Origin of the sequence: Rhizobium pantanalense, assembly GCF_030182525.1 — a bacterium.
GTDB lineage: Bacteria > Pseudomonadota > Alphaproteobacteria > Rhizobiales > Rhizobiaceae > Rhizobium.
In genome coordinates, this window is record NZ_JAQJCH010000005.1 from 209346 (window position 1) to 231712 (window position 22367).

Here is a 22367-nt window from a genome sequence, read left to right on the forward strand (position 1 = left end):
TCGACCATGACAAAGATCTGGCGTGAAACAGGCTTCGTGGACAATGATCCGTGGGTCATCGAGACCGATGAGGTCAAGGCGACCGAGGCGCAGAAGCCGCTGCTTAGCCTCGATGCATTGATCACAAAGGCGGAAGAGAGCAATGAGGCGGGCCTCGGCGTTCTCATCAAGCCGGCCGATGACGTGAGCCGGCTGCAGGCCTATCTTGACCGTCTCGATATCGTCGCGGTCGCCTTTCCTGCATTCAACGATGGCCGTGCCTTCAGCCATGCTTCGCTGCTGCGCCAACGCCTCGGCTATGCCAATGAGCTGCGCGCGGTCGGCGACGTGCTGATCGATCAGATTCCGCTGATGCTGCGCGTCGGCATCGATAGTTTCGCCGTGACCAACGAGACGGCGCTGAAGCGCCTGTCGGAGAACCGCCTTCCGGGCATTCCGCATTACTATCAGCCGACCGCTCGGCGTGCCGAAGGCGGACAGGCCTATAGCTGGCGGCGATTGCCGGCCAAGTCGGCCTGAGGCCGCGGGCTTGGGATTACGGCAATTTGACAATGTTGGATTGCCGTATTCAGGCCTTTCGAAGGATGTAATGTCGGCAATCTGGAAACTTGACTGAAAAATGCATATTTCAGTCCTCTGGCACCGGTTGGAATGGAATGCCTTTCAAAACCGGCTATATTGTTATATCAGCGTCGCGAAATGAGCCTGCCAGAGAATACGTGACCAGGAAAAACGCGTAAGACTAATACGGGATTCGAGACAGAATGAACGCCCCCGCAAAGACAGATGAATTTGCTTCAGCAGTACCCGCCGGCGTCTTCGCCGAGAAGGTGCTGAGCGTCACGCATTATACCGACCGGCTCTTTCGCTTCACCATGACCAGGCCGCAAGGCTTCCGTTTCCGCTCGGGCGAGTTCGCCATGATCGGCCTCATGGTCGATGGTAAGCCGCTTTATCGCGCCTATTCGATCGCAAGTCCCGCCTGGGCCGATGAGCTTGAATTCTTTTCCATCAAGGTGCCGGATGGTCCGCTGACCTCGCACCTGCAGAACATCAAGCCCGGCGACGAAGTGCTGATGCGCAAGAAGCCGACCGGCACGCTGGTTCTGGACGCGCTGACCCCCGGCCGGCGGCTCTACATGTTCTCTACCGGCACCGGCATTGCACCATTTGCGAGCCTCATCCGCGACCCGGAGACCTATGAGAAGTATGAGGAGGTCATCCTCACCCATACCACGCGCGATGTTGCCGAGCTGAAATACGGCTTCGATCTCGTCGAGGAAATCCGCAACGACGAGCTGTTGAGCGAAGTCGTCGGCGACAAGCTACGTCATTATGCGACCGTGACCCGCGAGGAGTTTCCCTTCAAGGGCCGCATTACCGATCTCATCGAAAACGGCAAGCTTTTCAGCGATCTCGGCGTGCCGCCGCTTGATCCCGCGATCGATCGCGGCATGATCTGCGGCTCCTCCGCCATGCTGAAGGACACCAAGTCGCTGCTCGAAAAGGCCGGCCTGAACGAAGGTGCCAACAACAATCCGGCCGAGTTCGTCATCGAACGCGCTTTCGTCGGCTAATCGAACCCAAAATCCAGATTTAAAGGCGGCTTTGGTAACGGGGCCGCCTTTTTTCATGCGCCGCTGAGGTAATCGATGAGCGAGGCCATTGCAGTCTCGGCCGCCTTGGCATCACCGCCCCGAATGGCTTCGATGGCTTGGACATGCATAGTGATCGCCAGGCCCATGCGATCATGTGTTCCAGTGGAATACCATAGCCGGCGTGCGTGCGTCTGCACGGTTGCGAGCGCTGTTGTGATGAAATTGTTGGGGCAGGCGGCTTCGAGAATTTCGTCGAAGGCCTTATCGGCAGCAAAAAAGCCGGGAAGGTTGCCTGTAACGGCACATTCCGTCATCAGGCGAGCGCATTCCTCCAACTGCTCGCGCTGCTGCTGATCGGCATGGGTGGCGGCGAGCGCGGCTGCAATCGGCTCCAATTCACGTCTCACTTGCATGACATATTGATGGTCTTCGCGGCGAATCTCCGCGATTTGCAGGCCGACGCGTGGCCGCACATGGATCAATCCCTGCCATGCAAGTTTCTGGATTGCTTCGCGCACCGGTGTTCGCCCATGCTCGGCCACTTCAATCAGCTGCTTTTCGGTGACGAGGGAGCCTGGCTTCAGCGCAAGCGTCACGATCGCGTATTCCAACGCGAGATAGGCAAGGTGGCTAAGCGAATTCTGCATTCGGGGCTGCATCCGGCTTATGCTTGAGTGGCACACAGTGTCATTTAGCATCTCCGAAGGCAATCGGATGTGATATATCAGTATATTGCAAAGCCATGTATCATGGCCATGCAGCGGTGCCTGACTATCGTGTGTGCCGGATCGTCGCTTTGCGGTCGCCGATCTCAGCGGCATTTCGCAAGCCTGGCTTGAAAAGCCGCGCGTTATCGACCGATTGCGGTTGCAAGACTGGGCGGCCTTCGTTTGGCAGCCATGAGCAGGTCCAATTCGGTGGATGACGGGCCGAACTTGTAGAAGAGGCGTTTTGCCTCGGCATCATCGAGGCGATATTTCCGTGCAAACTCGGCAATACTGTAGGGGCGGCCGCGGATGACTTTGCGGGTGGTTGTCCGATTGGCGTTTTCCGTCATGTTTCCAACCTCCTTTCGGTTCCCTTTTGGTACATAGCGTCGAGGTCACGCTTGGAAAGACCTAAAAAGGCCACGGCGCATTTTCGCGGTCTTGCATCTCACCTGGTGAGCACAACAAAAAAGGGAAGGCGGTGTGGCCCGCCTTCCCTTTTTTTCCTCTTCCCAATTCGGGCTTTCGCAGCCCGATGCGCTGCTAACGTCTGATCAGTCGGCCGACGAAAATCAGGATGCAGGCGCCGATGAAACCTGTGATCAGGTAGTTCAGCCATACATGGAACGGCAGGACGATGCCGAGCGTACGGAAAAGCCAGCTGGCAACGAGCGCGCCGACAATGCCGAGGATGATGTTCATGATGATGCCCGTGTTGCTTTTCATGATCATCTCGGCGAACCAGCCAGCTAGGCCGCCGATGATAATTGCTGCAATCCAACCGACGTTTGCGTCTTCCATAAAAGAACCTCCTGAGGGCCCGACAGGTTGTTAACAATAGCTGATATACACCAAAAACGATTCGCACCCCAACTGTTGCGGATGGCGAGCCGATCGATCCGTTCATTGCAACCCTGATTATTATGGGAAATTGTTACGGTTGTTTGTGTCTTTGAGAATCGTTTGCCTTGTTGAAGCTCATCCGCGTGCTGTGTCGGATTTCTGATTTTCCTTAATAGTAGGCGATTTCTTCGGCTCGAGGCCGTCATTTCGCGGCAGCCAGCTGAGGAAAAGCATCTTCGGTCGCTCGCAACCACCATTTTATGGGTTGACCACAATAGGGCGTCTGCATATGTTCCGCGCACTTCCAGCCGAGGCGGTCTCTGCCTGCGGAGAGGGAGAGCGTAGCTCAGTCGGTAGAGCAACTGACTTTTAATCAGTAGGTCATGGGTTCGAATCCCATCGCTCTCACCATTAGCTTCATCGATTCCGCAGTTTTTCTGGTCTTGGTTTCGACCCTATTTGCCGGGTGCGGGAATGAGGTTGGCTTTTTCTCCGGACAATTTGGATCCGAGAAAAGACCCGGTATTCGCCTGCTGCAAGGGAGATGCGCGAATCGGGATATTCATTAGGGACCACTGATCGACTAAATGAGTGCACTTCAATACCTAAAGGATCATGATGTCTGAGCATCTGCGTTCACTAGAGTCGACAAGGCATTGCGTATCGGACCGAAAGCCTAAAGGAGCCATTATTTACATAATGGTTGCTGTCGTTGCGGTTATCATCGGGGCGACTTCGGGGCGGCACGAGAGCGGGATGCAAACTGTCCCACCGATTGCGAAGCTGGTTCATTGAATCGGAATAGTTGGCTCGGCCAAGGACCGATCCAATCGAACGGAAGTCAGCAATCCTCGCTTTGATGTGTGGCCTAGATCGGAAAGCTGAACTGCGGGATATTGCCGCTTTTTGCTGGCGATACGGAAACAATAGCCATAAGCGATATTTAGGATCGCTGCGGGTAGCTTCCGCAATAGGTGATCGTCGACGTCGAAGAGGGTTTGAAATCGAGCGCGCCCAGCGCCAGCTCATCGATCAATATCAATGTGCTGCTCCTTAATGGTGCAATGGCTTTACACGCTTCGACGTCAGCCGTTTCGAGAGGCCCCGGATAGATATTTCCAATCTGGGCCGGTTAGGTCGTCGTCGACTGCCCAAATGGTTTCGATGATCTTCATCGAACTCGGCGTCTCCGAGTTCCCGTTTCATAGCCATAAAGGGTTGCGATCCTCCCAGGCTTGATATTCCTCGTCAGAATCTTCCTCGCTCGGTTCTGGCTCCCAGTGCGGCTGGGAGTAGGTCAGCGCCTGTCCTTCAGTTTCGAACGAAGCGATAAAAACGTGCAACTTTCTCGGCTATGTCTGCATTGTTGAATCTCGTTGATTGCGCGACCCTGGGTGCCGATTTTTCTGGCCTGCCGTAACGCACAGGTTGTTGATGACATCTGGTGCAAATTAACTGGCGAAAAATGCGGATTCGATAGTACCATAATCTCATCAATAAAATGGTTGGCGAAGACGACGGGCGAATGATGGAATTCGTGGCAGAGCTGTCCCTATGGGAAATCTATGCAATCGTTTGCGGGTTGTTGGGTTCTCTGGGGCTTTTGTTTGGGTTGATCGCAGGCAGGAAGTTTTCGATAGCCTTACGCGTTCTGCCACTGATGGGCATTGCGATCACGACACCGGTAACGGAGCGAATTGTGATCCCTTACCTGACGGAGCGCTATCCCGTGATCTTTGCCAATAAGGATCTGCCCAGGAAGATCGATCAGAAAACCACGCTGACGAAGATAGACCTTACCGATCATATCTATAGCTATTTCTACGATCTTGACGACGATGATGACGATTTCGATCCGCCTCTCGTCAAATCCGCGCAGCTGACGGACCTCTGCGACTTCCTGCTGCCGAAGTTCAGTTCCGGCGAAGCATCTCTGGCAAATTACATCTATCAGCTGAAGGGAAGGGACTATTCATTTTCAGTCGACAGCACCGACTGCTCCTGACATTCGGACGGGCAAGACGATGCAGGGTCTGTGGCCAATATCTATACGATTGTGGGTCTATGCGATTGTCGAAAGTGCGACGACGGCGACCGCAGTGAGGCCACCGAAGATCGGTAGCAGCTTCAGCATAACAAGCCGCGCGAGCTTTTTCCTTTCGACCGACGTCATGATCAGCTTCCTCACATGGCAGTGAAGCTTAAACGCATGAAATTCATGATTCGTTTCACGTCTATCGTCGCATTATTATATTATGTGTCGCTAAAAGTACAGTGAGGTGGCGCTTTGCCGCTTCCAGAGACGAAAATCCTCCGAAACTCGCTCGGCAGTCGAATGAGAGATCGCCGATTATGGTGGTGTCGTTATTTCCATCGGAACCTAATCGCATCAATTGAGTTCCCTTTTCAAAACACAGGAGGCGAATCTTGGCACAGGATCGACAAAGTGAATCGCATGGCGGACGTGAGAAGAAGCAAGCCCTGGCGAAGATACAGCATAGCGAGATTCGTAAGGACGACCGGCTGCATAAAGAAAAGGACGGGGCTTCCCTCGTTGCCGATCCTCGCAACAGGCTCGCTGAGGGTAAAGTCGATCCGGTGACAAAAGAGCGTAAGCCCAGGAACGCATGAGCCCTAGCGGCGTCTGAGCAATACACCGATGTCGGATGGCTGCTCGTGCGCGTCATGCGCCGTTTCTCATGGAAAGATAATCGCGCAGTCCGGCAAAAGTAGCGCAACGACGATCGCGACGCGATCATCGTTTCGGTAGCGACGGTGCTGTTTGCGTCACCGACTTCATTCTCCATCATTCATGAATGCAATGACTTAGGGGACGATCGGTTTGTGCTGCCGTTGTTCAGCGCGATGGCCATGATGGCAAGAAGAACATATTCGCGCTTCCAGCCAGATTTCATCGCCGCAGCAACTAGGCTCTCCATGGAGGGCTCCAGGGCGAAAAGGCAGGCTGTCAGATAGTTAGTCTGTGATGCTTCTGAAGGGGGAGGGTTTATGGCGGGTCTCAACTTCCTGCTCCGTCTATTGATTTGACCGGATAGGGATGGACTGTAATGTCAGCCGGTTTCCCGGGTTTGTCTCGTTTATTGCAGAACGTTGCTACGGCTGCGACAGAGCCAAGCCCGCAATCGATGTCGACAGTGAGTGGGTAAATCCGGATAACGCACATTTGCTCTCCCGGCATCAATGGCGCCGACCTGCAGGGTCATCTCAGAAAAGGTGGCAACGGTTTTCCGTCCGGAATTCCGCAAGAAAACAGGATATGTCCGACCAGAGGATGGCAGCACAAGCTATCATCGCAAGCAAACAGCATTCAGATGCCGCAGCTCGGTCTTTCCGTCGGGATTATTTGATGGGAGCGCCGTGATGGTCAACTCTACCGTCAGCTGGACGGCAAAGTTGACCACGATTCGAGAATGAAACGAGTTTTAGGCCTTGCCGCCGTTCTTCTTGCAATCGCTTCGGAACTTGGCACGTGCCTTTCCATGCAGACCCTTGGCGTCAGCCTGAGTCGAACATGCCTTGGAAACGGCGGTCTGCGCCGGCTTCGTTGCCTTCGGCTTCATCGTATTGGTCGTCGATGGGGCGGGCGTCGTCGTTGCGCTCGGGGTTGTTGTGGTCGTACTGGGGGTGGTCGCCGTTTGTGCCATGGCACTTACGCTGAAGAGTGCGACAAAGGCTGCAGTCGTGAACATAGTAGCAATACGCATGGGGGCTTTTCCTCCGCTGAGTAGCTGGGGTGGAATGTACGTTGTTCGACGAACATCAACAGCTTGAACCAATATTTTTACAAAAGCAATTCGTTCATCGGCCAGCTTCGTGACCGTTGGTCGCGCCCGGAAAACCGGGGAAAATCGGGGTTTTGCGCCCGACTGCAGCTATCCCAATTCCGTCAACTTTAAGGCAAGATGGCCAGCCCGCTCGAAAAGGTGATTGGCTTTCCGACACCCGCGTCGCTAGGAAGGGAACCGGAATGACATAGCCGGAGTCCATCGTGTCGCTTGCCGATATCTCGCTTCTGAGTGCCTTACTCGCCGGAGCGCTTTCGTTTCTTTCGCCCTGCGTGCTGCCGCTCGTGCCACCCTATCTCTGCTACATGGCGGGAATCTCGGTCGAGCAGTTTCGCGGCGGCGGTGCGGCCGTAGCGGGAGGCCCGAGTGTTCCTGGCCCGAGCGTTCGCGGCAATGTGCTGATGTCGGCACTGTTCTTCACCTTGGGATTTGCCACCGTATTTGTCGCGCTCGGCGCCGGTGCGTCCTCGATCGGCATGCTTTTACGCCAGCATCTCGATATTCTCGCCAAAATCGGCGGTTTGATCATCGTCATCATGGGGCTGAACTTCCTCGGCGTCTTCCGCATCGGCCTTCTGGCCCGGGAGGCGCGCTTCCAGAGCGGCGGCAAGCCGGCGACGCTGACGGGCGCCTATATCATGGGTCTGGCCTTCGCCTTTGGCTGGACCCCCTGCATCGGTCCCGTTCTCGGCGCCATCCTCGGCATTGCCGCCTCGCGCGAAACGGTCGGTGCCGGCGCCGGCCTGCTTGCCGTCTATTCGCTGGGCCTTGCCATTCCCTTCTGGATCGCCGCCGGCTTTTCCGGCGCCTTCATGCGGTTTCTCTCCCGCTTCCGCCGCCATCTCGGCACGGTTGAGAAGGTTATGGGCGCGCTTTTGGTGCTGACCGGTCTCGCTTTCACCTTCGGCTATGTCAGCGGTATGGCGATCTGGTTTCAGCAGACCTTTCCAATCCTGATGAAAATCGGCTAAGCCGGGCGATACCTTTCGCCTTCATTTTCCCCGGCAAATGGAACATGCCCGATGGCTGACCCCCATGGCTGATATTGTTAATCTGCTGCTGCCATTTTTCGGCCTGATCCTGATCGGTTATGTCGCCGCACGTGTTACAAAGCAGCCGGCAGAAGCGCTCGGCTGGCTGAATACGTTCATCATCTACGCGGCATTGCCGGCGCTGTTCTTCAAGCTCGTTTCGCAGACGCCGATCGAGCAGCTGACTCGGATAGACTTCATCGCCACCGATATCGCTGCGACCTATTCGATTTTCCTGCTCCTGTTCCTGATCGGCCGTTTCCTGCGCCGCAATTCGCTTGCCGACAGCACCATCCAGGCCTTTGCTGGCGCCTACGGCAATATCGGCTATATGGGACCGGGCCTTGCGCTGCTGGCGCTTGGCGAAAAGGCGGCTGTTCCGGTAGCGCTGATCGTATGCTTTGAAAACGCACTGCATTTCATCGTCGCGCCCGCCCTGATGGCGCTGGAAGGCGGCGATAAGCGCTCGCCATGGCGCGTTGCCGCCGATATCGCCCGGAAGGTGCTGCTGCACCCTTTCATCCTGTCGACAGCGCTGGGTTTTGTCGTAGCTGCGTTATCGCTGCATCAACCGATCGCCTTCGAGCGATTTGTCAATTATCTCGCGCAAGCGGCTGCGCCTTGTGCCCTATTCGCCATGGGAGTAACGCTCGCGCTGCGTCCGCTGAGGCGGGTTCCAGTCGAGATCGGCTATATCGTCCCGGCAAAGCTCATCCTGCATCCATTGGTCGTCTATGTCGTTCTGAAAGCTGTCGGCGGCTTCGATCCGATCTGGATCGAGGCGGCCGTATTGCTGGCGGCGTTGCCGACGGCAACGAACGTCTTCGTCATCGGCCAGCAATATGGTGTCTGGCAGGAGAGGGCCTCCGCCACCATCCTGGTCACCACGGCCTGTTCCGTGGTGACGGTTTCGCTGGTGCTCTATCTGATAAAGTCCGGCACCTTACCGGCGCAGCTTTTCACGTAATGCCGACGAAAAATTTCGCAGGCCGCCACCCGGCTCGATACCCTCGCGCATGACGATGTTGCGGAGCGGAGCGATGGCCGAAAGCACATGCAGACCTGCCGCGCGCAGCATCTGTACCGGCAGGAAGTCCGACAGCAGTGAACGGTTGAGAAGATCGACGCTTGCCGTGCGGCTGATGATATCAGCACGTCTCTTGCGGTGGAAACTGTCGCCCGCTGCTACAGGGATCGGCAAGTCGGCGCGCGAGCAGAGAATGTCCGACAACGCCAATATATCGCGAAGGCTGAGATTGAGGCCTTGCGCGCCGATTGGGGGGAAGACATGGGCTGCTTCGCCGATCAGCGCGGCGCGGCCCTTGCCGAAGCGATAGGCTGTCATGCCTGAAAGGGGCCAGACCTGCACGCTGTCCTCGATCGTGACCTGGCCGAGCATCGATTGCATCCGCTCCTCGACCAGCCGGCCGAGTTCTTCGAGCGACTTCTCCGCATTGGCTGCCGCTTCGGCCGGCTTCTGAACCCAGACGAGGCTGGAGCGCCGGCCGGGCAGAGGCACCTGCGTAAAGGGGCCGCTTTCGGTATGGAATTCGCTAGAGATGTTCTGATGCGGCAGGCTATGCGAAAAATTCAGAACCATCGCCGATTGCGGATAGGACCAGCCCTTGGTCTTGATTCCGAGCGTCTCTCGCACCATCGAATTGCGGCCGTCCGCGCCGACGACGAATGCCGCATCGATCGAATCGCCATTGTCGAGGGTGATCGATACGCCATCATCGCCGAAGGTGATATCGGAAGCCGTGGCTGCGATGCGGCTGATATTGCCTTCCGCATCGATCGCTTCGCTGAGATTGTCGAGCAACACGGCATTCGGAATATTGTAGCCGAAGGCATCCAGGCCGATTTCGGACGATCGGAACGAGACGGTCGGCGCCCGCAATAGTCGCGATGTGCCGTCTATGATGCGCATCGTCGTCAGCGGCGCGGCCGAAGGTACGATCCTGTCCCATAGCGTCAGGCGCTCCAGAAAGCGGATCGATTGATCCATCAGCGCCGTCGTCCGCTTGTCGGCCTTGTTGTGCGGCGCGGCGACAAGGGCGACGGATCTCCCGCCGCGTGCCAGCGCGAAAGCCGTGATCATGCCGGCGAGTCCACCGCCGATAACGGCCACTTCAATCTGCTTCATATCGATGCCTCAATTGCCTTTGGTTCTGAAAATAAGCGCTTAGCCTGTTGAAATCCATGGGATGAAACATCGCAACGGGTGAAAATGACAGTAAGTCGCGCTAGCTTGCCGCAATGAACGCTTTTGCGCTGGCGATGCCGACCAAAGGATGCATATTAGCAAGAAAAACCGCCTGCCGGGGCAGGTGAATAAGCTGACGAGTCGTGGGGCGGATGAAAATCTTCAATTACAAGCGGGTGCCTTATGCGGAGATGCGTGCGTTCTCCGTTCATATACTGACGGCATCCGGATCGTTTCTCGCCTTTCTCGGCGTCGTTGCAGCGTCGGAACATCGCTTTGTCGATATGTTCTGGTGGCTTGGTCTGGCGCTGCTGGTCGATGGCATAGACGGGCCGATCGCACGCAAGGTTCGCGTCAAGGAAGTTCTGCCAAACTGGTCCGGCGACACGCTCGACAACATCATCGATTACGTCACCTATGTGCTGCTGCCGGCATTCGCGCTCTATGAGAGCGGCATGATCGGCGAACCCTGGTCCTTTGTCGCCGCCGGCATGATCGTCGTTTCCAGTGCCATCTATTACGCCGATACCGGCATGAAGACGGACGAATATTTCTTCTCCGGCTTTCCGGTCGTCTGGAACATGGTGATCTTTACGCTTTTCGTCATCGGCGCCAGCGCCACGACGGCCATGATCCTCGTCGGCGTTTCCGTCGTCCTGACCTTCCTGCCGATCAATTTTCTTCATCCCGTGCGCGTCAAGCGCTTGCGGCCGCTGAACCTTGGCATATTTCTCTTCTGGTCGGCGCTTGGCATCTATTCGCTGCTGATGCATTTCGTCATGCCGCAATGGGCCGTTGCCCTCTTCATCATCAGCGGCATCTATCTTTATTGCATCGGCGCCGTGCTGCAGTTTTTCCCGTCCCTCGGACGTCAATAAGGATTGTGCATCATGAAGAAGACCAAGGTTATCCGCATTCATGAAAATGGCGGTCCGGAGGTCATGAAGCTGGAGGAGGTGGATCTGCCGCCTCCCGGCGCAGGCGAGGTGCAGCTTCGTCACGCCGCGATCGGCCTCAACTTCATCGATGTCTATTTTCGCTCGGGCCTCTACAAGGCACCTCAGTTTCCATTGCCGCTCGGCAAGGAAGCTGCAGGCACGATCACTGAAGTCGGGCCTGGCGTGACCGATTTTGCCGTAGGCGACCGCGTCGCCTATGTCGGCAGCGACGGTGCCTACAGCGTCGAGCGCAACATCGAGACGCGTCATCTGGTCAAGGTGCCCGATGATATCACGCTCGAAACCGCGGCATCGATGATGCTGAAGGGCATGACGGCAGAATATCTGCTGAACCGCACCTTCAAGGTCGGTCCCGGAGCGATGTTGTTGTTCCACGCGGCTGCCGGTGGCGTTGGCCTGATTGCCGGCCAATGGGCCAAGGCACTGGGAGCCGGTACCGTCATCGGCACTGCCGGTTCTGCCGAAAAGGTCGAACTGGCGCTGGCTCACGGCTACGACCATGTCATCGATTACGGCAGGGAGAATTTTGCCGAGCGCGTCCGCGAGATTACCGGCGGCAAGGGTGTCGACGTCGTCTACGACTCAGTCGGCAAGGACACGTTTCCACAGTCGCTCGATTGCCTGAAGCCACGCGGGATGTGGGTGACCTTCGGTCAGTCGTCCGGTCCGATCGAGAATTTCAATCTCGCCATCCTCAATCAGAAAGGCTCGCTCTTTGCCACGCGGCCGAGCCTTTTTGCCTATGTCGGCACACCTGAGGAGTTGAGAGCCAGTGCAAAGGCGTTATTTGCTGTTGTGCAAAGCAGCAAAGTGCGTATCAATATTCATCAAACTTATCCGCTTGCTGATGCAGGGCGCGCGCACGCGGATTTGGAAGCCAGGAAAACGAGTGGAACTACACTACTGATCCCATAGATCCGTAAAGGGCAGGACGGTGGGAAGGAAATGAGGGGAACGTGTCGTCATCCGATGCGCCGGCAACCGGTGCACTATTGTCGGTTCGCAAACTGACGAAACTGTTCGGCAGTTTTACTGCTTGCAACGAAATCGATCTTGAAATCCAGCCGGGAGAAATTCACGCTCTCCTCGGAGAAAACGGCGCAGGTAAATCCACGCTCGTCAAGATGCTGTTCGGCGTGCTCGAACCGTCGCATGGGCAGATCGTCTGGCAGGGGCAGCCTGTGGCGATCGATGCGCCGGGCATCGCGCGCAAGCTCGGCATCGGCATGGTATTCCAGCATTTTTCTTTGTTTGAAGCGCTGACTGTTGCGGAAAATATAGCGCTCTCGCTCGACAGCAATATCCCGCTCGCAAAAATTTCCGAGGAAGCCGCAAAGCTCTCTCACGCCTATGGCCTGCCGCTCGATCCGAATGCGCATGTGGCCGACCTTTCGGTCGGCGAACGTCAGCGTATCGAGATCGTCCGTGCGCTCCTGCAAAACCCTAAGCTGATCATTCTCGACGAGCCCACCTCCGTTTTGACACCGCAGGAAGCCGATCGTCTCTTCGAGACCCTGTTTAAGTTGAGAGACGAGGGGCGCTCGGTGCTCTACATCAGCCATCGGCTTGAGGAAGTGCAGCGCATCTGCTCGCGCGCCACTGTCCTGCGCCACGGCAAGGTCACTGGCGCCTGCGATCCGCGCCAGGAAACGACCGGTTCGCTCGCTCGTATGATGGTCGGCAACGATGTCGCCAGCGTGCAGCACGAGGGCCTTGGTGCGAAGGGAGATATTCTCCTGGAGATTGCCGGCCTTTCGGCACCGGCACGAACCCCGTTTGCCATGGCACTGAAGGAAGTTTCCCTGCGTGTGCGCGCCGGCGAGATCCTGGCGATTGCCGGGGTTGCCGGTAACGGCCAGGGCGAGTTGTTCGATGTCATTTCCGGCGAGTACACGGTCGCAGCGGATGATCTTGTCCAATTGCGCGGCAAGTCCGTCGGTACCAAGGGCATTAATGCGCGCCGACTGATCGGCGCTGGTTTCGTGCCCGAGGAGCGCCACGGCCATGCTGCAGTATCCGCATTGAAGCTGTCGGATAACCTCGTGCTCGCCAGGCATCAGTCGGACCGCAAATCGTTCCTGGGCGGTGGCTTCTTCAATGTCATCAGGCATGGTGCAGTCAAGCAGGCGACGAAGCGGATTTGTGAGGCAATGGATGTGCGCAAGAGCGGCGAGGACCCTGCTGCCGGCGCGCTGTCCGGCGGCAATCTACAGAAGTTCATCGTCGGCCGCGAATTAGATCGCCAGCCGAGCGTGCTCGTCGTCAACCAGCCGACCTGGGGCGTCGATGCAGGTGCGGCAAGCCGTATCCGTCAGGCATTGGTCGATCTTGCCCGCGACGGCTCTGCCGTGCTCGTCATCAGCCAGGACCTGGATGAGATTTTCGAAGTCGCGACCGATATTGCCGTCATTTCGGAAGGGCGGCTGTCGCCATCCTATCCCGCCGGTGAGCTGACGCGCGAAAAGATCGGCCTGCTGATGGGCGGTCTGCATGAATCGAAGACGCATTCGGAGCCTGCCCATGCGCATTGAACTCGAAAAGCGCCCGCAGGTCTCAAAGCTGTTCGGTTTGCTTTCACCTCTGCTTGCCCTCGCATTGGCGCTTGTCGCTGGCACCATCATGTTCGCTGTCATGGGCAAGGATCCTGTCGAGGCGCTCGATGCCTTCTTTGTCGAGCCTCTGCTGGAAGTCTGGTCACTGCACGAACTGGCGATCAAGGCCGGACCACTGATCCTGATCGCCGTCGGCCTGTGCCTCTGCTACCGTTCCAACAATTGGAATATTGGTGCCGAAGGCCAGTTCACGATGGGAGCTGTCGTCGGATCATTCATCCCGATCGTCTTCACCGACTGGCATTCGCCGATAATCCTGCCTTTGATGCTGATCGCCGGCGCCATCGGCGGCGCGCTCTATGCCGCCATTCCGGCGCTTCTGAAGGCGCATTTCAATACCAACGAGATCCTGACGAGCCTGATGCTCGTCTATATCGCGCAGCTTTTCCTCGATTGGTTGTCGCGCGGACCATGGCGCGATCCGCAGGGCCATAACTTCCCGCAGAGTATCGATTTTCCGCCAGAAGCGGTTCTGCCGGCCATCTGGGAGGATTCCGGGCGTGCGCATTGGGGCATCGTCTTTGCCGTGATCGCGGCGATCCTTGCCTGGTTCGTTATGAAATATACGCTGAAGGGCTTTGAGATAAGCGTGCTCGGCCAGTCGGCGCGGGCAGGGCGCTTTGCCGGCTTTTCCTCGCGGAAAATGGTCTGGTTCGCCTTCCTCGTTTCGGGAGCGCTCTCGGGGTTGGCCGGCATATCCGAAGTTTCGGGCTCCATCGGCCACCTGCAACCCGCGATCTCGCCGGGTTACGGCTTCACTGCCATCATCGTCGCCTTCCTCGCGCGCCTCAATCCGCTCGGTGCCATCCTCTCCGGTCTGGTGCTGGCGCTGACCTATCTCGGCGGTGAGGCGGCGCAATTATCACCCGGCATTTCCGCCAAGGCGGCCAGCGTCTTTCAGGGCTTGCTTTTGTTCTTCGTGCTTTCCTGCGACACGCTGATCTATTACAAAATCCGCCTGGTCTGGTCGCGGGTTCGGGGAGGCGCGGCATGAGTGTGTTTGAAGCAATCCTCCTGACGGTCATCACTGCGTCGACGCCGCTCGTCATTGCCGGCCTGGGCGAACTGGTGGTGGAACGCTCCGGCGTCCTGAACCTTGGTGTCGAAGGCATGATGATCATCGGTGCCGTTGCCGCCTTCGTCGGGGCGCAGATGAGCGGATCGCCCTATCTCGGCCTGCTGACCGGTATCGTCGCGGGCGGTCTGTTTTCGCTGCTGTTCGGCTTCCTGACCCTGACGCTGGTGACGAACCAGGTGGCGACCGGTCTGGCGCTGACCATTCTGGGGCTCGGCCTTTCCGGCATGATCGGCGAAGGCTATGTCAGTGTGCCGGGCGTGCAGCTGCACGAGATCGTCTTCCCGTTTCTGTCAGATATACCGTTCCTCGGCCCGGTGCTGTTCAAGCAGGACCTGACTTTTTATCTGTCGATCGCGCTGCTCGTCGGCGTCAACTGGTTCCTCTTCCGCAGCCGTGCCGGCCTGAAGCTGCGCGCCGTCGGCGATAGCCATGGTTCGGCCCATGCTCTCGGCATCGACGTCATCCGCACGCGCTATCTCGCCGTCATGTTCGGCGGCGCCTGCGCTGGGCTTGCAGGCGCTCAGCTGTCGCTCGTCTACACACCGCAATGGGTGGAGAACATGTCCGCCGGCCGCGGCTGGGTGACGCTGGCCTTGGTCGTCTTCGCATCCTGGCGGCCGATGCGCGTTCTGGCCGGCGGTTATCTCTTTGGCGCCGTGACGATCCTGCAGTTCCATGCGCAGGGCTTCGGCGTCGGCATTCCCTCGCAATTCCTGTCGATGCTGCCCTATGCGTCGACTATTGTGGTTCTCGTCATCATCTCTCAAAATCGCCGCGCGACCTTGATCAACACGCCAGCGTCGCTCGGCAAGGCCTTCGTTCCGGAGCGCTGATTGCAACAGCCGGACCGATTTCTGCAAAACATGTCAAACCAGTAGGGGTAACCATGAAAAAACTAGCACTCGCCCTCACAACGACAGCCGCTGCCATCATTGGTTTCGCTGCCGCTGCGGAAGCAGCACCGACCAAGGTCTGCTTCGTCTATGTCGGTTCGCACACGGATGGCGGCTATTCGCAGGCGCATGATCTCGGCCGCCAGCAGATCCAGAAGGAATTCGGCAACAAGATCGAGACGCCTTATCTCGAAAACGTTCCGGAAGGCCCGGATGCCGAGCGCGCCATCGAGCGTCTTGCCCGTTCCGGCTGCTCGCTGATCTTCTCCACCTCGTTCGGCTTCATGGACGCGACCGTCAAGGTTGCCGCCAAGTTCCCGAAGGTGAAGTTCGAGCATGCGACCGGCTTCAAGAGCGGCCCGAATCTAGCGACCTACAACTCGCGTTTCTATGAAGGCCGTTACATCCTGGGTCAGATCGCCGCCAAGACGTCGAAGAATCATGGTGCCGCCTACATCGCGTCCTTCCCGATCCCGGAAGTCGTCATGGGCATCAACTCCTTCGAGCAGGGCGCCCGTTCGATCGATCCGAGCTTCAAGCTCAAGGTCGTATGGGTCAACACCTGGTTCGACCCGGGCAAGGAAGCCGATGCTGCCAAGGCCATGGTCGACCAGGGCGTCGATATCCTGACGCAGCACACCGATACGACGGCGCCGATGCAGGTGGCGGAAGAGCGCGGCATTCACGCGTTCGGGCAGGCTTCCGACATGATCAAGGCTGGCCCGAAGGCGCAGCTGACGGCGATCGTCGATACCTGGGGCAACTACTACTCCAAGCGCGTTCATGCGCTGCTCGATGGCACGTGGAAGTCCGAACAGAGCTGGGACGGTCTGAAGGACGGCATCCTGAAGATGGCGGACTATACGAACATGCCTGACGACGTGAAGAAGATGGCTCAGGAAACCGAAGCCAAGATCAAGTCCGGCGAGCTGGCTCCCTTCACCGGTCCGATCAACAAGCAGGACGGCACCCCCTGGCTCAAGGCCGGCGAAAAGGCTGATGACGGCACGCTGCTCGGCATGAACTTCTACATCGAAGGCGTGGACGACAAGCTGCCGGCTTCGAAGTAAGTTCCATCGAATAGTTAAAGTTGAGAAAAGGGTGCCTCGAGCGCCCTTTTTTGTTGCACTGCATCATCGAATGTCGATTTACAAAAGTATTACTATATGATTTTTTGACAGTGGGCCTGAGGAGATGGCCTTTGGGAGATAATCATGAAGTTTAAGACCGCACTCGTTAGTGCTACGATTCTCGCTGCCTGCATGTTTACGTCGGCGTCGGCTAAAGACCTGGTTGTCGGCTTCTCGCAAATTGGTTCGGAGTCTGGCTGGCGCGCGGCTGAGACCACGTTGACCAAGCAGGAAGCCAAGAAGCGCGGCATCGACCTGAAATTCGCTGACGCGCAGCAGAAGCAGGAAAACCAGATCAAGGCGATCCGCTCGTTCATCGCGCAAGGCGTCGATGCGATCCTGCTGGCGCCCGTCGTCGAAACCGGCTGGGATGCCGTTCTGAAGGAAGCCAAGGAAGCGAAGATCCCGGTCATCCTGCTTGACCGCACGGTCGCCGCGCCGAAGGATCTTTATCTGACTGCTGTCACATCCGACCTGGTTCATGAAGGCAAGGTTGCCGGCGATTGGCTCGTGAAGACAGTCGGCGACAAGAAGTGCAACATCGTCGAATTGCAAGGCACGACCGGTTCCTCGCCGGCCATCGCCCGCAAGAAGGGCTTCGAGGAAGCCATCAAGGGCCACGACAACCTGAAGATCGTTCGCAGCCAGACCGGCGATTTCACCCGCGCCAAGGGCAAGGAAGTCATGGAAAGCTTCCTGAAGGCAGAGAATGGAGGCAAGGACATTTGTGCGCTCTACGCCCATAACGACGATATGGCCGTTGGCGCCATTCAGGCGATCAAGGAAGCCGGCCTGAAGCCGGGCAAGGACATCCTGACCGTGTCGATCGATTCGGTTCCGGATCTCTTCAAGGCCATGGCTGCCGGTGAAGCCAACGCAACCGTGGAGCTGACGCCGAACATGGCTGGTCCGGCCTTCGATGCGCTCGATGCCTACCTGAAGACCAAGAAAGAGCCGCCGAAGTGGATCCAGACGGAATCCAAGCTCTACACGCAGGCCGATGATCCGCAGAAGGTCTACGAGCAGAAGAAGGACCTCGGCTACTAAGACGAAAGCCCATCGCACCGGATCGGCAATACCGCGCCGGTGCGATATATTATGCAAGATGCCGGCGCACCCACGGAACGCGCCGGCTATCGCTTTCGCAATTTGATTCATTCCAAGGAAATTCGCGCTTCATGGCTCACGACGTAGAGCGACTTCTGACGGCGACAGGTTTTTGTAAATATTTCCCCGGTTCGACCGCTCTCGATCATGTCGATTTCACTTTGATGCGCGGCGAGGTTCATGCGCTTCTCGGCGAGAACGGTGCTGGAAAATCGACCCTGATCAAATGCATGACGGGTGCCTATCGCCGCGATGCGGGTACTCTGGTTCTCGATGGAGCCGAGATCGATCCGCATGACACGCTTGCCGCGCAGAAGCTCGGTATTGGAACCGTCTACCAGGAAGTGAACCTGCTGCCCAATCTGAGCGTAGCGGAAAACTTGTTTCTGGGTCGCCAGCCGCGGCGCTTCGGGATGGTCAGCAGCCGCGTCATGAATAAGATGGCAAGAGATCTGCTGTCACAATATGGCCTGGATATCGATGTCAGCCGCCAGCTCGATCGCTTTTCGGTTGCCATACAGCAGGTGATCGCTATCGCCCGCGCCGTCGATCTTTCTGGCAAGGTCCTCATTCTCGATGAGCCCACTGCGAGCCTGGATACGCATGAAGTCGAGATGCTGTTCGGTATCGTCAGGCGATTGAAACAGCGCGGGCTGGGAATTGTCTTCATCACGCATTTCCTGGAGCAGGTTTACGAAATCTGCGATCGCATCACTGTTCTCCGCAACGGCCGGCTGGTCGGCACGCGCGAGGCGGACGGTCTTCCGCGGCAGACCCTGATCGCCATGATGCTCGGTCGCGAACTCGCCGAGACTGAAAGCACGATAAAGCAGAGCGAGACGGAAAGCGGCCCGGTCAGATATCATTTCACGAATTTCGGCAAGCGCGGCAAGATCAAGCCTTTCGACATGGAGGTGCGCGTCGGCGAAGTGGTCGGCATTGCCGGCCTGCTTGGTTCCGGACGGACGGAGACCGCCGAAGTGCTCTTCGGCGTCGAGCGCGCCGACAGCGGCGAGGCGAAGATCGAAGGCAAGACTATTGCGCTTTCCAGTCCGCGCGCCGCGATCAAGAGCGGCTTCGGCTTTTGCCCGGAAGATCGCAAGACCGATGGGATCATCGGTGATCTCTCCATTCGCGAAAATATCGTCATGGCGTTGCAGGCAAGGCGCGGCTGGGCAAGGCCCTTGCCGCGCAGCGAGCAGAACGCCATCGCCGATCGCTACATCAAGGCGCTGGATATCCGCACGACCGACCGGGAAAAGCCGATCAGGCTCCTTTCTGGTGGCAACCAGCAGAAAGCGATCCTTGCGCGATGGCTGGCAACCAATCCGAGCTTCCTCATTCTGGATGAACCGACGCGCGGGATCGATGTCGGTGCCCATGCGGAAATCATTCGATTGATCGAGGATCTTTGCCGGCAGGGAATGTCCCTGGTGGTCATTTCATCCGAACTTGAGGAGCTTGTCGCCTATAGTTCGCGCGTCATTGTCCTGCGCGACCGCGAACATATTGCTGAGTTGGCCGGAAGTGAGATAACGGCTGGAAATATCGTCGAGGCCATCGCCACCGCTCAAAAGACGCGGGAGGACGCATGAGCTCGCCAATCAAAACCTCCTTGCTTCGACTGATGCCTCAGCTCATTGCGCTCGCGGTTATTCTTCTGTTGAATTTCATCATGTTCCCACATTTCTTTCATCTGGAAGTTCAGAATGGAAGGCTCTACGGGAGCTTGGTAGACGTGCTCAATCGTGGTGCGCCGGTAGCGCTGCTCGCCATCGGCATGACGCTGGTCATCGCCACGAAAGGGATCGATCTATCCGTCGGTGCGGTCATCGCGATTTGCGGTGCTGTCGCGGCTTCTTCGATTGTTGCCGGCTACTCGCTTTCCTATACGCTGCTCTTGACGATCGGCATCGGTCTGGTATGTGGGCTCTGGAACGGATTCCTCGTCGCCGTACTCGATATCCAGCCCATCATCGCAACGCTGGTGCTAATGGTGGCCGGCCGCGGCATTGCGCAATTGATCACTGAGGGGGCGATCCTCACCTTCAACAATGACGGGCTGATCTTCCTCGGCAGCGGCTCCTTCGCCGCTCTGCCGATGCCGGTAGTGATCTGGCTTGTCGCTGCGCTTTTGGTGATCGCTTTGGTGCGGCGCACAGCTCTCGGAATGCTGGTCGAAGCCATTGGCATCAATCGCCGGGCAAGCACCTTGTCCGGTATCCGGACCCCGGTCCTGCTGATTGCGGTTTATGCATTGAGCGGCCTTTGTGCCTCCATCGCCGGCATCATCGTCACGGCCGATATCAAGGGTGCGGACGCCAACAATGCCGGTCTGTGGCTTGAGCTGGATGCGATCCTTGCGGTCGTGGTCGGCGGCAATTCGCTGCTTGGCGGCCGGTTCAGCATCGTCGGTTCGCTGATCGGCGCGATGATCATTCAATCGGTCAATACAGGCATCCTGCTCTCCGGCTTTCCGCCCGAATTCAATCTGGTGATCAAGGCGATCATCGTCATCGTCATTCTGGTCATCCAATCGCCCGCCATGCAGTCCGCAACCGCATTCTTCTGGCGCCGGCGCGCCGAGGGGCAGATGGTGCAAAAGGAGCAGGCAAAGTGAATTCGAAATATCTCCCGCTGCTTGCGACCATCGTCATCTTCATTCTGGCTTATGCCGGCTGCGTGACACAGTATCCCAACATGCTGTCGACACGCGTGGTTGGCAACCTTTTGACCGATAATGCCTTTCTCGGTATTGCAGCTGTCGGCATGACATTCGTCATCATCTCCGGCGGAATTGATCTGTCCATCGGATCGGTCATTGCCTTTACCGGCGTGTTCCTGGCGATCGTCCTTCGCGATACCACGATCCATCCCCTGATCGCTTTCGCTCTGGTTCTTGTGATCACGACAATTTTTGGCGCCGGCATGGGCGCCATTATCCACTATCTCAGCATGCCGCCCTTCATCGTGACACTGGCCGGCATGTTCCTGGCGCGGGGTATCGCCTTCGTGCTGTCGATCGACAGCATTCCGATAGAGCATGACTTCTATTCTCAGCTCAATGATTTCTATTGGCTGATGCCCGGCGGCGGCCGGCTGACCTTGATCGGCGGTCTCATGCTGCTCGTCTTTGCCGGCGGCATTGTGCTGGCGCATCGCACCCGTTTTGGTGCCAATGTCTACGCGCTGGGTGGGGGTGCGCAGACCGCGGAACTGATGGGCGTGCCCGTGGGAAGAACGACCATCCAGATCTACGCTCTGTCCGGCTTTCTTGCCGGTCTATCCGGAATCGTTTTTTCCATTTATACGTCAGCGGGATATTCGCTTGCCACGGTCGGCGTCGAACTCGATGCGATCGCTGCCGTGGTTATAGGCGGAACACTGCTGACGGGAGGAGCGGGGTTCGTCGGAGGAACACTCATCGGAATTCTCATACAGGGCTTGATTCAGACCTACATCACCTTCGATGGAACGCTTTCCAGCTGGTGGACGAAGATATTGATCGGCTTGTTGCTGTTTGCCTTTATTCTGATGCAGAAGGGACTTCTGTTGCTTTCCCGCTTGAATCGACGATATGCCTGAGGGAGGGACAGAGCGCTTGCGCGACCGATTGCTTGACACCGGAAAACCAGAGGGAAAATCGCGCACGAGCCACGCTCAGGTGGTCGATGAACTGGGTAAGGCGATCGTCTCTGGCGCTTTTCCGATCGGAAGCATTCTTCCCGGCGACAGCGAGCTTCTGCAACGATTCAAGGTATCGCGCACGGTCCTGCGTGAGAGTATGAAGACTTTGGCCGCAAAGGGGCTTGTGGTGCCGCGTGCGCGCGTCGGCACGCGCGTCACCGAGAAGATCCATTGGAACATGTTCGACAATGAGGTGCTCAACTGGCATTTCGAAAGCGGCGTCAACAAGGAGTTCCTTCTCCATCTTTACGATATACGCATGGCATTCGAGCCTTTTGCCGCAAGCCTCGTGGCGGAAAGGGCCAGTCGAGAGGACATCGAACTGCTTCGCAGTCTTGCCGCTGCCATGGCAGCGCCGCATCATACTTCCGATAGCCTGGCGGTCGCCGATCTGCATTTCCACCTGGCAATTACGGAGGCTTCGCAGAACCCATTCATGCGATCGCTGGGCGGACTTATCGAAGCCGCACTCGTCGGCATGTTCCGCATGAGCGCGCCGCCTTCGACCAATGGCTTCGCCAATATTGCGGATACGCATATGGCCATAGTGGACGCGATAGCGGCGCGTGATGGACTTTCGGCCCATAAGGCGATGGAATTTGTGATCATCGATGGGCGCCAACATGTTCTCGAAGCTTTCGAGGCTCTTGCCGAAGCCTGAAGGTCGCCTTCAAATTCGCCGTGGTTCCTCGCTCGACTTGTTGATATGA

23 protein-coding genes and 1 tRNA gene are annotated in these 22367 nt (G+C 57.5%); 18 read left to right on the forward strand and 6 right to left on the reverse strand.

Features of this window, described 5'->3' with window-relative positions; translation table 11 throughout:
* The first annotated feature begins 6 nt into the window (after nucleotides 1-6).
* Together PH558_RS15120 and PH558_RS15125 are read left to right on the forward strand one after the other, a co-directional pair.
* Nucleotides 7-519: a DUF934 domain-containing protein gene (locus PH558_RS15120; RefSeq protein WP_285205155.1), complete on the forward strand. Its 513-nt coding sequence runs from the start codon at nucleotides 7-9 to the stop codon at nucleotides 517-519.
* A gap of 245 nt (nucleotides 520-764) precedes the next feature.
* Entirely contained in the window at nucleotides 765-1577 is an 813-nt protein-coding gene (locus tag PH558_RS15125) for a ferredoxin--NADP reductase (RefSeq protein ID WP_095434841.1), read from the forward strand.
* A 53-nt stretch (nucleotides 1578-1630) separates the two neighbouring features.
* Here the strand turns inward: PH558_RS15125 and PH558_RS15130 are convergent, their stop codons facing one another.
* The 3 genes from PH558_RS15130 to PH558_RS15140 form a co-directional block, all read right to left on the reverse strand.
* Nucleotides 1631-2245 (reverse strand): GntR family transcriptional regulator, encoded by a 615-nt coding sequence (locus PH558_RS15130; protein ID WP_095434842.1) that lies wholly within the window; start codon nucleotides 2243-2245, stop codon nucleotides 1631-1633.
* A 203-nt stretch (nucleotides 2246-2448) separates the two neighbouring features.
* A complete protein-coding gene (locus PH558_RS15135; protein WP_095434843.1) occupies nucleotides 2449-2655 on the reverse strand; it encodes a hypothetical protein in 207 nt (68 codons plus the stop codon).
* A 193-nt stretch (nucleotides 2656-2848) separates the two neighbouring features.
* Nucleotides 2849-3106: a GlsB/YeaQ/YmgE family stress response membrane protein gene (locus PH558_RS15140; protein ID WP_095434844.1), complete on the reverse strand. Its 258-nt coding sequence runs from the start codon at nucleotides 3104-3106 to the stop codon at nucleotides 2849-2851.
* Between the two features lie 377 nt (nucleotides 3107-3483).
* On the opposite strand from PH558_RS15140, the gene PH558_RS15145 reads away from it, so the two are divergent.
* From PH558_RS15145 to PH558_RS15155, 3 genes are all read left to right on the forward strand, one after another.
* A tRNA-Lys gene (locus PH558_RS15145) sits at nucleotides 3484-3559 on the forward strand.
* Nucleotides 3560-4673: 1114 nt separating this feature from the next.
* Complete coding sequence (locus PH558_RS15150) at nucleotides 4674-5153, forward strand: hypothetical protein (RefSeq protein ID WP_113409254.1); 480 nt, start codon at nucleotides 4674-4676, stop codon at nucleotides 5151-5153.
* 422 nt (nucleotides 5154-5575) lie between these two features.
* The gene (locus tag PH558_RS15155) at nucleotides 5576-5779 is read left to right on the forward strand and encodes a hypothetical protein (protein ID WP_285205157.1); all 204 of its coding nucleotides are present in this window, start codon (nucleotides 5576-5578) and stop codon (nucleotides 5777-5779) included.
* Between the two features lie 179 nt (nucleotides 5780-5958).
* Here PH558_RS15155 and PH558_RS15160 read toward each other — a convergent pair whose 3' ends face one another.
* Nucleotides 5959-6087, reverse strand: coding sequence for a hypothetical protein (locus tag PH558_RS15160; RefSeq protein WP_285205158.1), 129 nt, complete (start codon nucleotides 6085-6087; stop codon nucleotides 5959-5961).
* A gap of 504 nt (nucleotides 6088-6591) precedes the next feature.
* The gene (locus tag PH558_RS15165; protein WP_113409191.1) at nucleotides 6592-6873 is read right to left on the reverse strand and encodes a PsiF family protein; all 282 of its coding nucleotides are present in this window, start codon (nucleotides 6871-6873) and stop codon (nucleotides 6592-6594) included.
* A gap of 284 nt (nucleotides 6874-7157) precedes the next feature.
* Between PH558_RS15165 and PH558_RS15170 the strand changes: the two genes are divergently transcribed.
* Nucleotides 7158-7925 carry a cytochrome c biogenesis CcdA family protein gene (locus PH558_RS15170; RefSeq protein WP_285205159.1) on the forward strand — a complete coding sequence of 256 codons (768 nt, stop codon included), beginning with the start codon at nucleotides 7158-7160 and terminating at the stop codon, nucleotides 7923-7925.
* A 64-nt stretch (nucleotides 7926-7989) separates the two neighbouring features.
* Entirely contained in the window at nucleotides 7990-8952 is a 963-nt protein-coding gene (locus PH558_RS15175) for an AEC family transporter (RefSeq protein ID WP_095434848.1), read from the forward strand.
* Here PH558_RS15175 and PH558_RS15180 read toward each other — a convergent pair.
* Entirely contained in the window at nucleotides 8929-10131 is a 1203-nt protein-coding gene (locus tag PH558_RS15180; RefSeq protein ID WP_285205160.1) for a UbiH/UbiF family hydroxylase, read from the reverse strand. The two genes, PH558_RS15175 and PH558_RS15180, sit on opposite strands and share 24 nt — an antisense overlap.
* Before the next feature lie 212 nt (nucleotides 10132-10343).
* Here PH558_RS15180 and pcsA point away from each other — a divergent pair, with 212 nt between their 5' ends.
* From pcsA to PH558_RS15235, 11 genes are all read left to right on the forward strand, one after another.
* The gene (gene pcsA / locus PH558_RS15185) at nucleotides 10344-11069 is read left to right on the forward strand and encodes a phosphatidylcholine synthase (RefSeq protein ID WP_069612134.1); all 726 of its coding nucleotides are present in this window, start codon (nucleotides 10344-10346) and stop codon (nucleotides 11067-11069) included.
* 12 nt (nucleotides 11070-11081) lie between these two features.
* Nucleotides 11082-12065: a quinone oxidoreductase family protein gene (locus tag PH558_RS15190; protein WP_285205161.1), complete on the forward strand. Its 984-nt coding sequence runs from the start codon at nucleotides 11082-11084 to the stop codon at nucleotides 12063-12065.
* Between the two features lie 41 nt (nucleotides 12066-12106).
* Nucleotides 12107-13681, forward strand: coding sequence for an ABC transporter ATP-binding protein (locus PH558_RS15195; RefSeq protein WP_285205165.1), 1575 nt, complete (start codon nucleotides 12107-12109; stop codon nucleotides 13679-13681).
* Nucleotides 13671-14756, forward strand: a complete 1086-nt coding sequence (locus PH558_RS15200; protein WP_113409185.1) for an ABC transporter permease — start codon at nucleotides 13671-13673, stop codon at nucleotides 14754-14756. The genes PH558_RS15195 and PH558_RS15200 overlap by 11 nt, the downstream gene beginning before the upstream one ends.
* The gene (locus tag PH558_RS15205; RefSeq protein ID WP_285205167.1) at nucleotides 14753-15673 is read left to right on the forward strand and encodes an ABC transporter permease; all 921 of its coding nucleotides are present in this window, start codon (nucleotides 14753-14755) and stop codon (nucleotides 15671-15673) included. The genes PH558_RS15200 and PH558_RS15205 overlap by 4 nt, the downstream gene beginning before the upstream one ends.
* Nucleotides 15674-15726: 53 nt before the next feature.
* Nucleotides 15727-16803 carry a BMP family ABC transporter substrate-binding protein gene (locus PH558_RS15210; protein ID WP_095434854.1) on the forward strand — a complete coding sequence of 359 codons (1077 nt, stop codon included), beginning with the start codon at nucleotides 15727-15729 and terminating at the stop codon, nucleotides 16801-16803.
* Between the two features lie 144 nt (nucleotides 16804-16947).
* Nucleotides 16948-17910, forward strand: coding sequence for a galactofuranose ABC transporter, galactofuranose-binding protein YtfQ (gene ytfQ / locus PH558_RS15215; RefSeq protein ID WP_069612140.1), 963 nt, complete (start codon nucleotides 16948-16950; stop codon nucleotides 17908-17910).
* Between the two features lie 131 nt (nucleotides 17911-18041).
* Nucleotides 18042-19565, forward strand: a complete 1524-nt coding sequence (gene ytfR, locus PH558_RS15220) for a galactofuranose ABC transporter, ATP-binding protein YtfR (protein ID WP_095434855.1) — start codon at nucleotides 18042-18044, stop codon at nucleotides 19563-19565.
* Nucleotides 19562-20590 (forward strand): ABC transporter permease, encoded by a 1029-nt coding sequence (locus PH558_RS15225; RefSeq protein ID WP_285205173.1) that lies wholly within the window; start codon nucleotides 19562-19564, stop codon nucleotides 20588-20590. Before ytfR ends, PH558_RS15225 begins: the two co-directional genes overlap by 4 nt.
* Nucleotides 20587-21555: a galactofuranose ABC transporter, permease protein YjfF gene (gene yjfF, locus PH558_RS15230; protein WP_095434857.1), complete on the forward strand. Its 969-nt coding sequence runs from the start codon at nucleotides 20587-20589 to the stop codon at nucleotides 21553-21555. Before PH558_RS15225 ends, yjfF begins: the two co-directional genes overlap by 4 nt.
* A gap of 16 nt (nucleotides 21556-21571) precedes the next feature.
* Nucleotides 21572-22318 carry a FadR/GntR family transcriptional regulator gene (locus tag PH558_RS15235; RefSeq protein WP_113409182.1) on the forward strand — a complete coding sequence of 249 codons (747 nt, stop codon included), beginning with the start codon at nucleotides 21572-21574 and terminating at the stop codon, nucleotides 22316-22318.
* The last annotated feature ends 49 nt before the right edge of the window (nucleotides 22319-22367 follow it).

Bases quoted from the DNA above. Each gene is read 5' to 3' on its own strand.
- PH558_RS15120 (WP_285205155.1), top strand. From the start codon at position 7: ATGACAAAGATCTGGCGTGAAACAGGCTTCGTGGACAATGATCCGTGG.
- PH558_RS15125 (WP_095434841.1), top strand. From the start codon at position 765: ATGAACGCCCCCGCAAAGACAGATGAATTTGCTTCAGCAGTACCCGCC.
- PH558_RS15130 (WP_095434842.1), bottom strand. From the start codon at position 2,245: ATGCAGAATTCGCTTAGCCACCTTGCCTATCTCGCGTTGGAATACGCG.
- PH558_RS15135 (WP_095434843.1), bottom strand. From the start codon at position 2,655: ATGACGGAAAACGCCAATCGGACAACCACCCGCAAAGTCATCCGCGGC.
- PH558_RS15140 (WP_095434844.1), bottom strand. From the start codon at position 3,106: ATGGAAGACGCAAACGTCGGTTGGATTGCAGCAATTATCATCGGCGGC.
- PH558_RS15150 (WP_113409254.1), top strand. From the start codon at position 4,674: ATGATGGAATTCGTGGCAGAGCTGTCCCTATGGGAAATCTATGCAATC.
- PH558_RS15160 (WP_285205158.1), bottom strand. From the start codon at position 6,087: ATGGAGAGCCTAGTTGCTGCGGCGATGAAATCTGGCTGGAAGCGCGAA.
- PH558_RS15165 (WP_113409191.1), bottom strand. From the start codon at position 6,873: ATGCGTATTGCTACTATGTTCACGACTGCAGCCTTTGTCGCACTCTTC.
- PH558_RS15175 (WP_095434848.1), top strand. From the start codon at position 7,990: ATGGCTGATATTGTTAATCTGCTGCTGCCATTTTTCGGCCTGATCCTG.
- PH558_RS15180 (WP_285205160.1), bottom strand. From the start codon at position 10,131: ATGAAGCAGATTGAAGTGGCCGTTATCGGCGGTGGACTCGCCGGCATG.
- pcsA (WP_069612134.1), top strand. From the start codon at position 10,344: ATGAAAATCTTCAATTACAAGCGGGTGCCTTATGCGGAGATGCGTGCG.
- PH558_RS15190 (WP_285205161.1), top strand. From the start codon at position 11,082: ATGAAGAAGACCAAGGTTATCCGCATTCATGAAAATGGCGGTCCGGAG.
- PH558_RS15200 (WP_113409185.1), top strand. From the start codon at position 13,671: ATGCGCATTGAACTCGAAAAGCGCCCGCAGGTCTCAAAGCTGTTCGGT.
- PH558_RS15205 (WP_285205167.1), top strand. From the start codon at position 14,753: ATGAGTGTGTTTGAAGCAATCCTCCTGACGGTCATCACTGCGTCGACG.
- PH558_RS15210 (WP_095434854.1), top strand. From the start codon at position 15,727: ATGAAAAAACTAGCACTCGCCCTCACAACGACAGCCGCTGCCATCATT.
- ytfQ (WP_069612140.1), top strand. From the start codon at position 16,948: ATGAAGTTTAAGACCGCACTCGTTAGTGCTACGATTCTCGCTGCCTGC.
- ytfR (WP_095434855.1), top strand. From the start codon at position 18,042: ATGGCTCACGACGTAGAGCGACTTCTGACGGCGACAGGTTTTTGTAAA.
- PH558_RS15225 (WP_285205173.1), top strand. From the start codon at position 19,562: ATGAGCTCGCCAATCAAAACCTCCTTGCTTCGACTGATGCCTCAGCTC.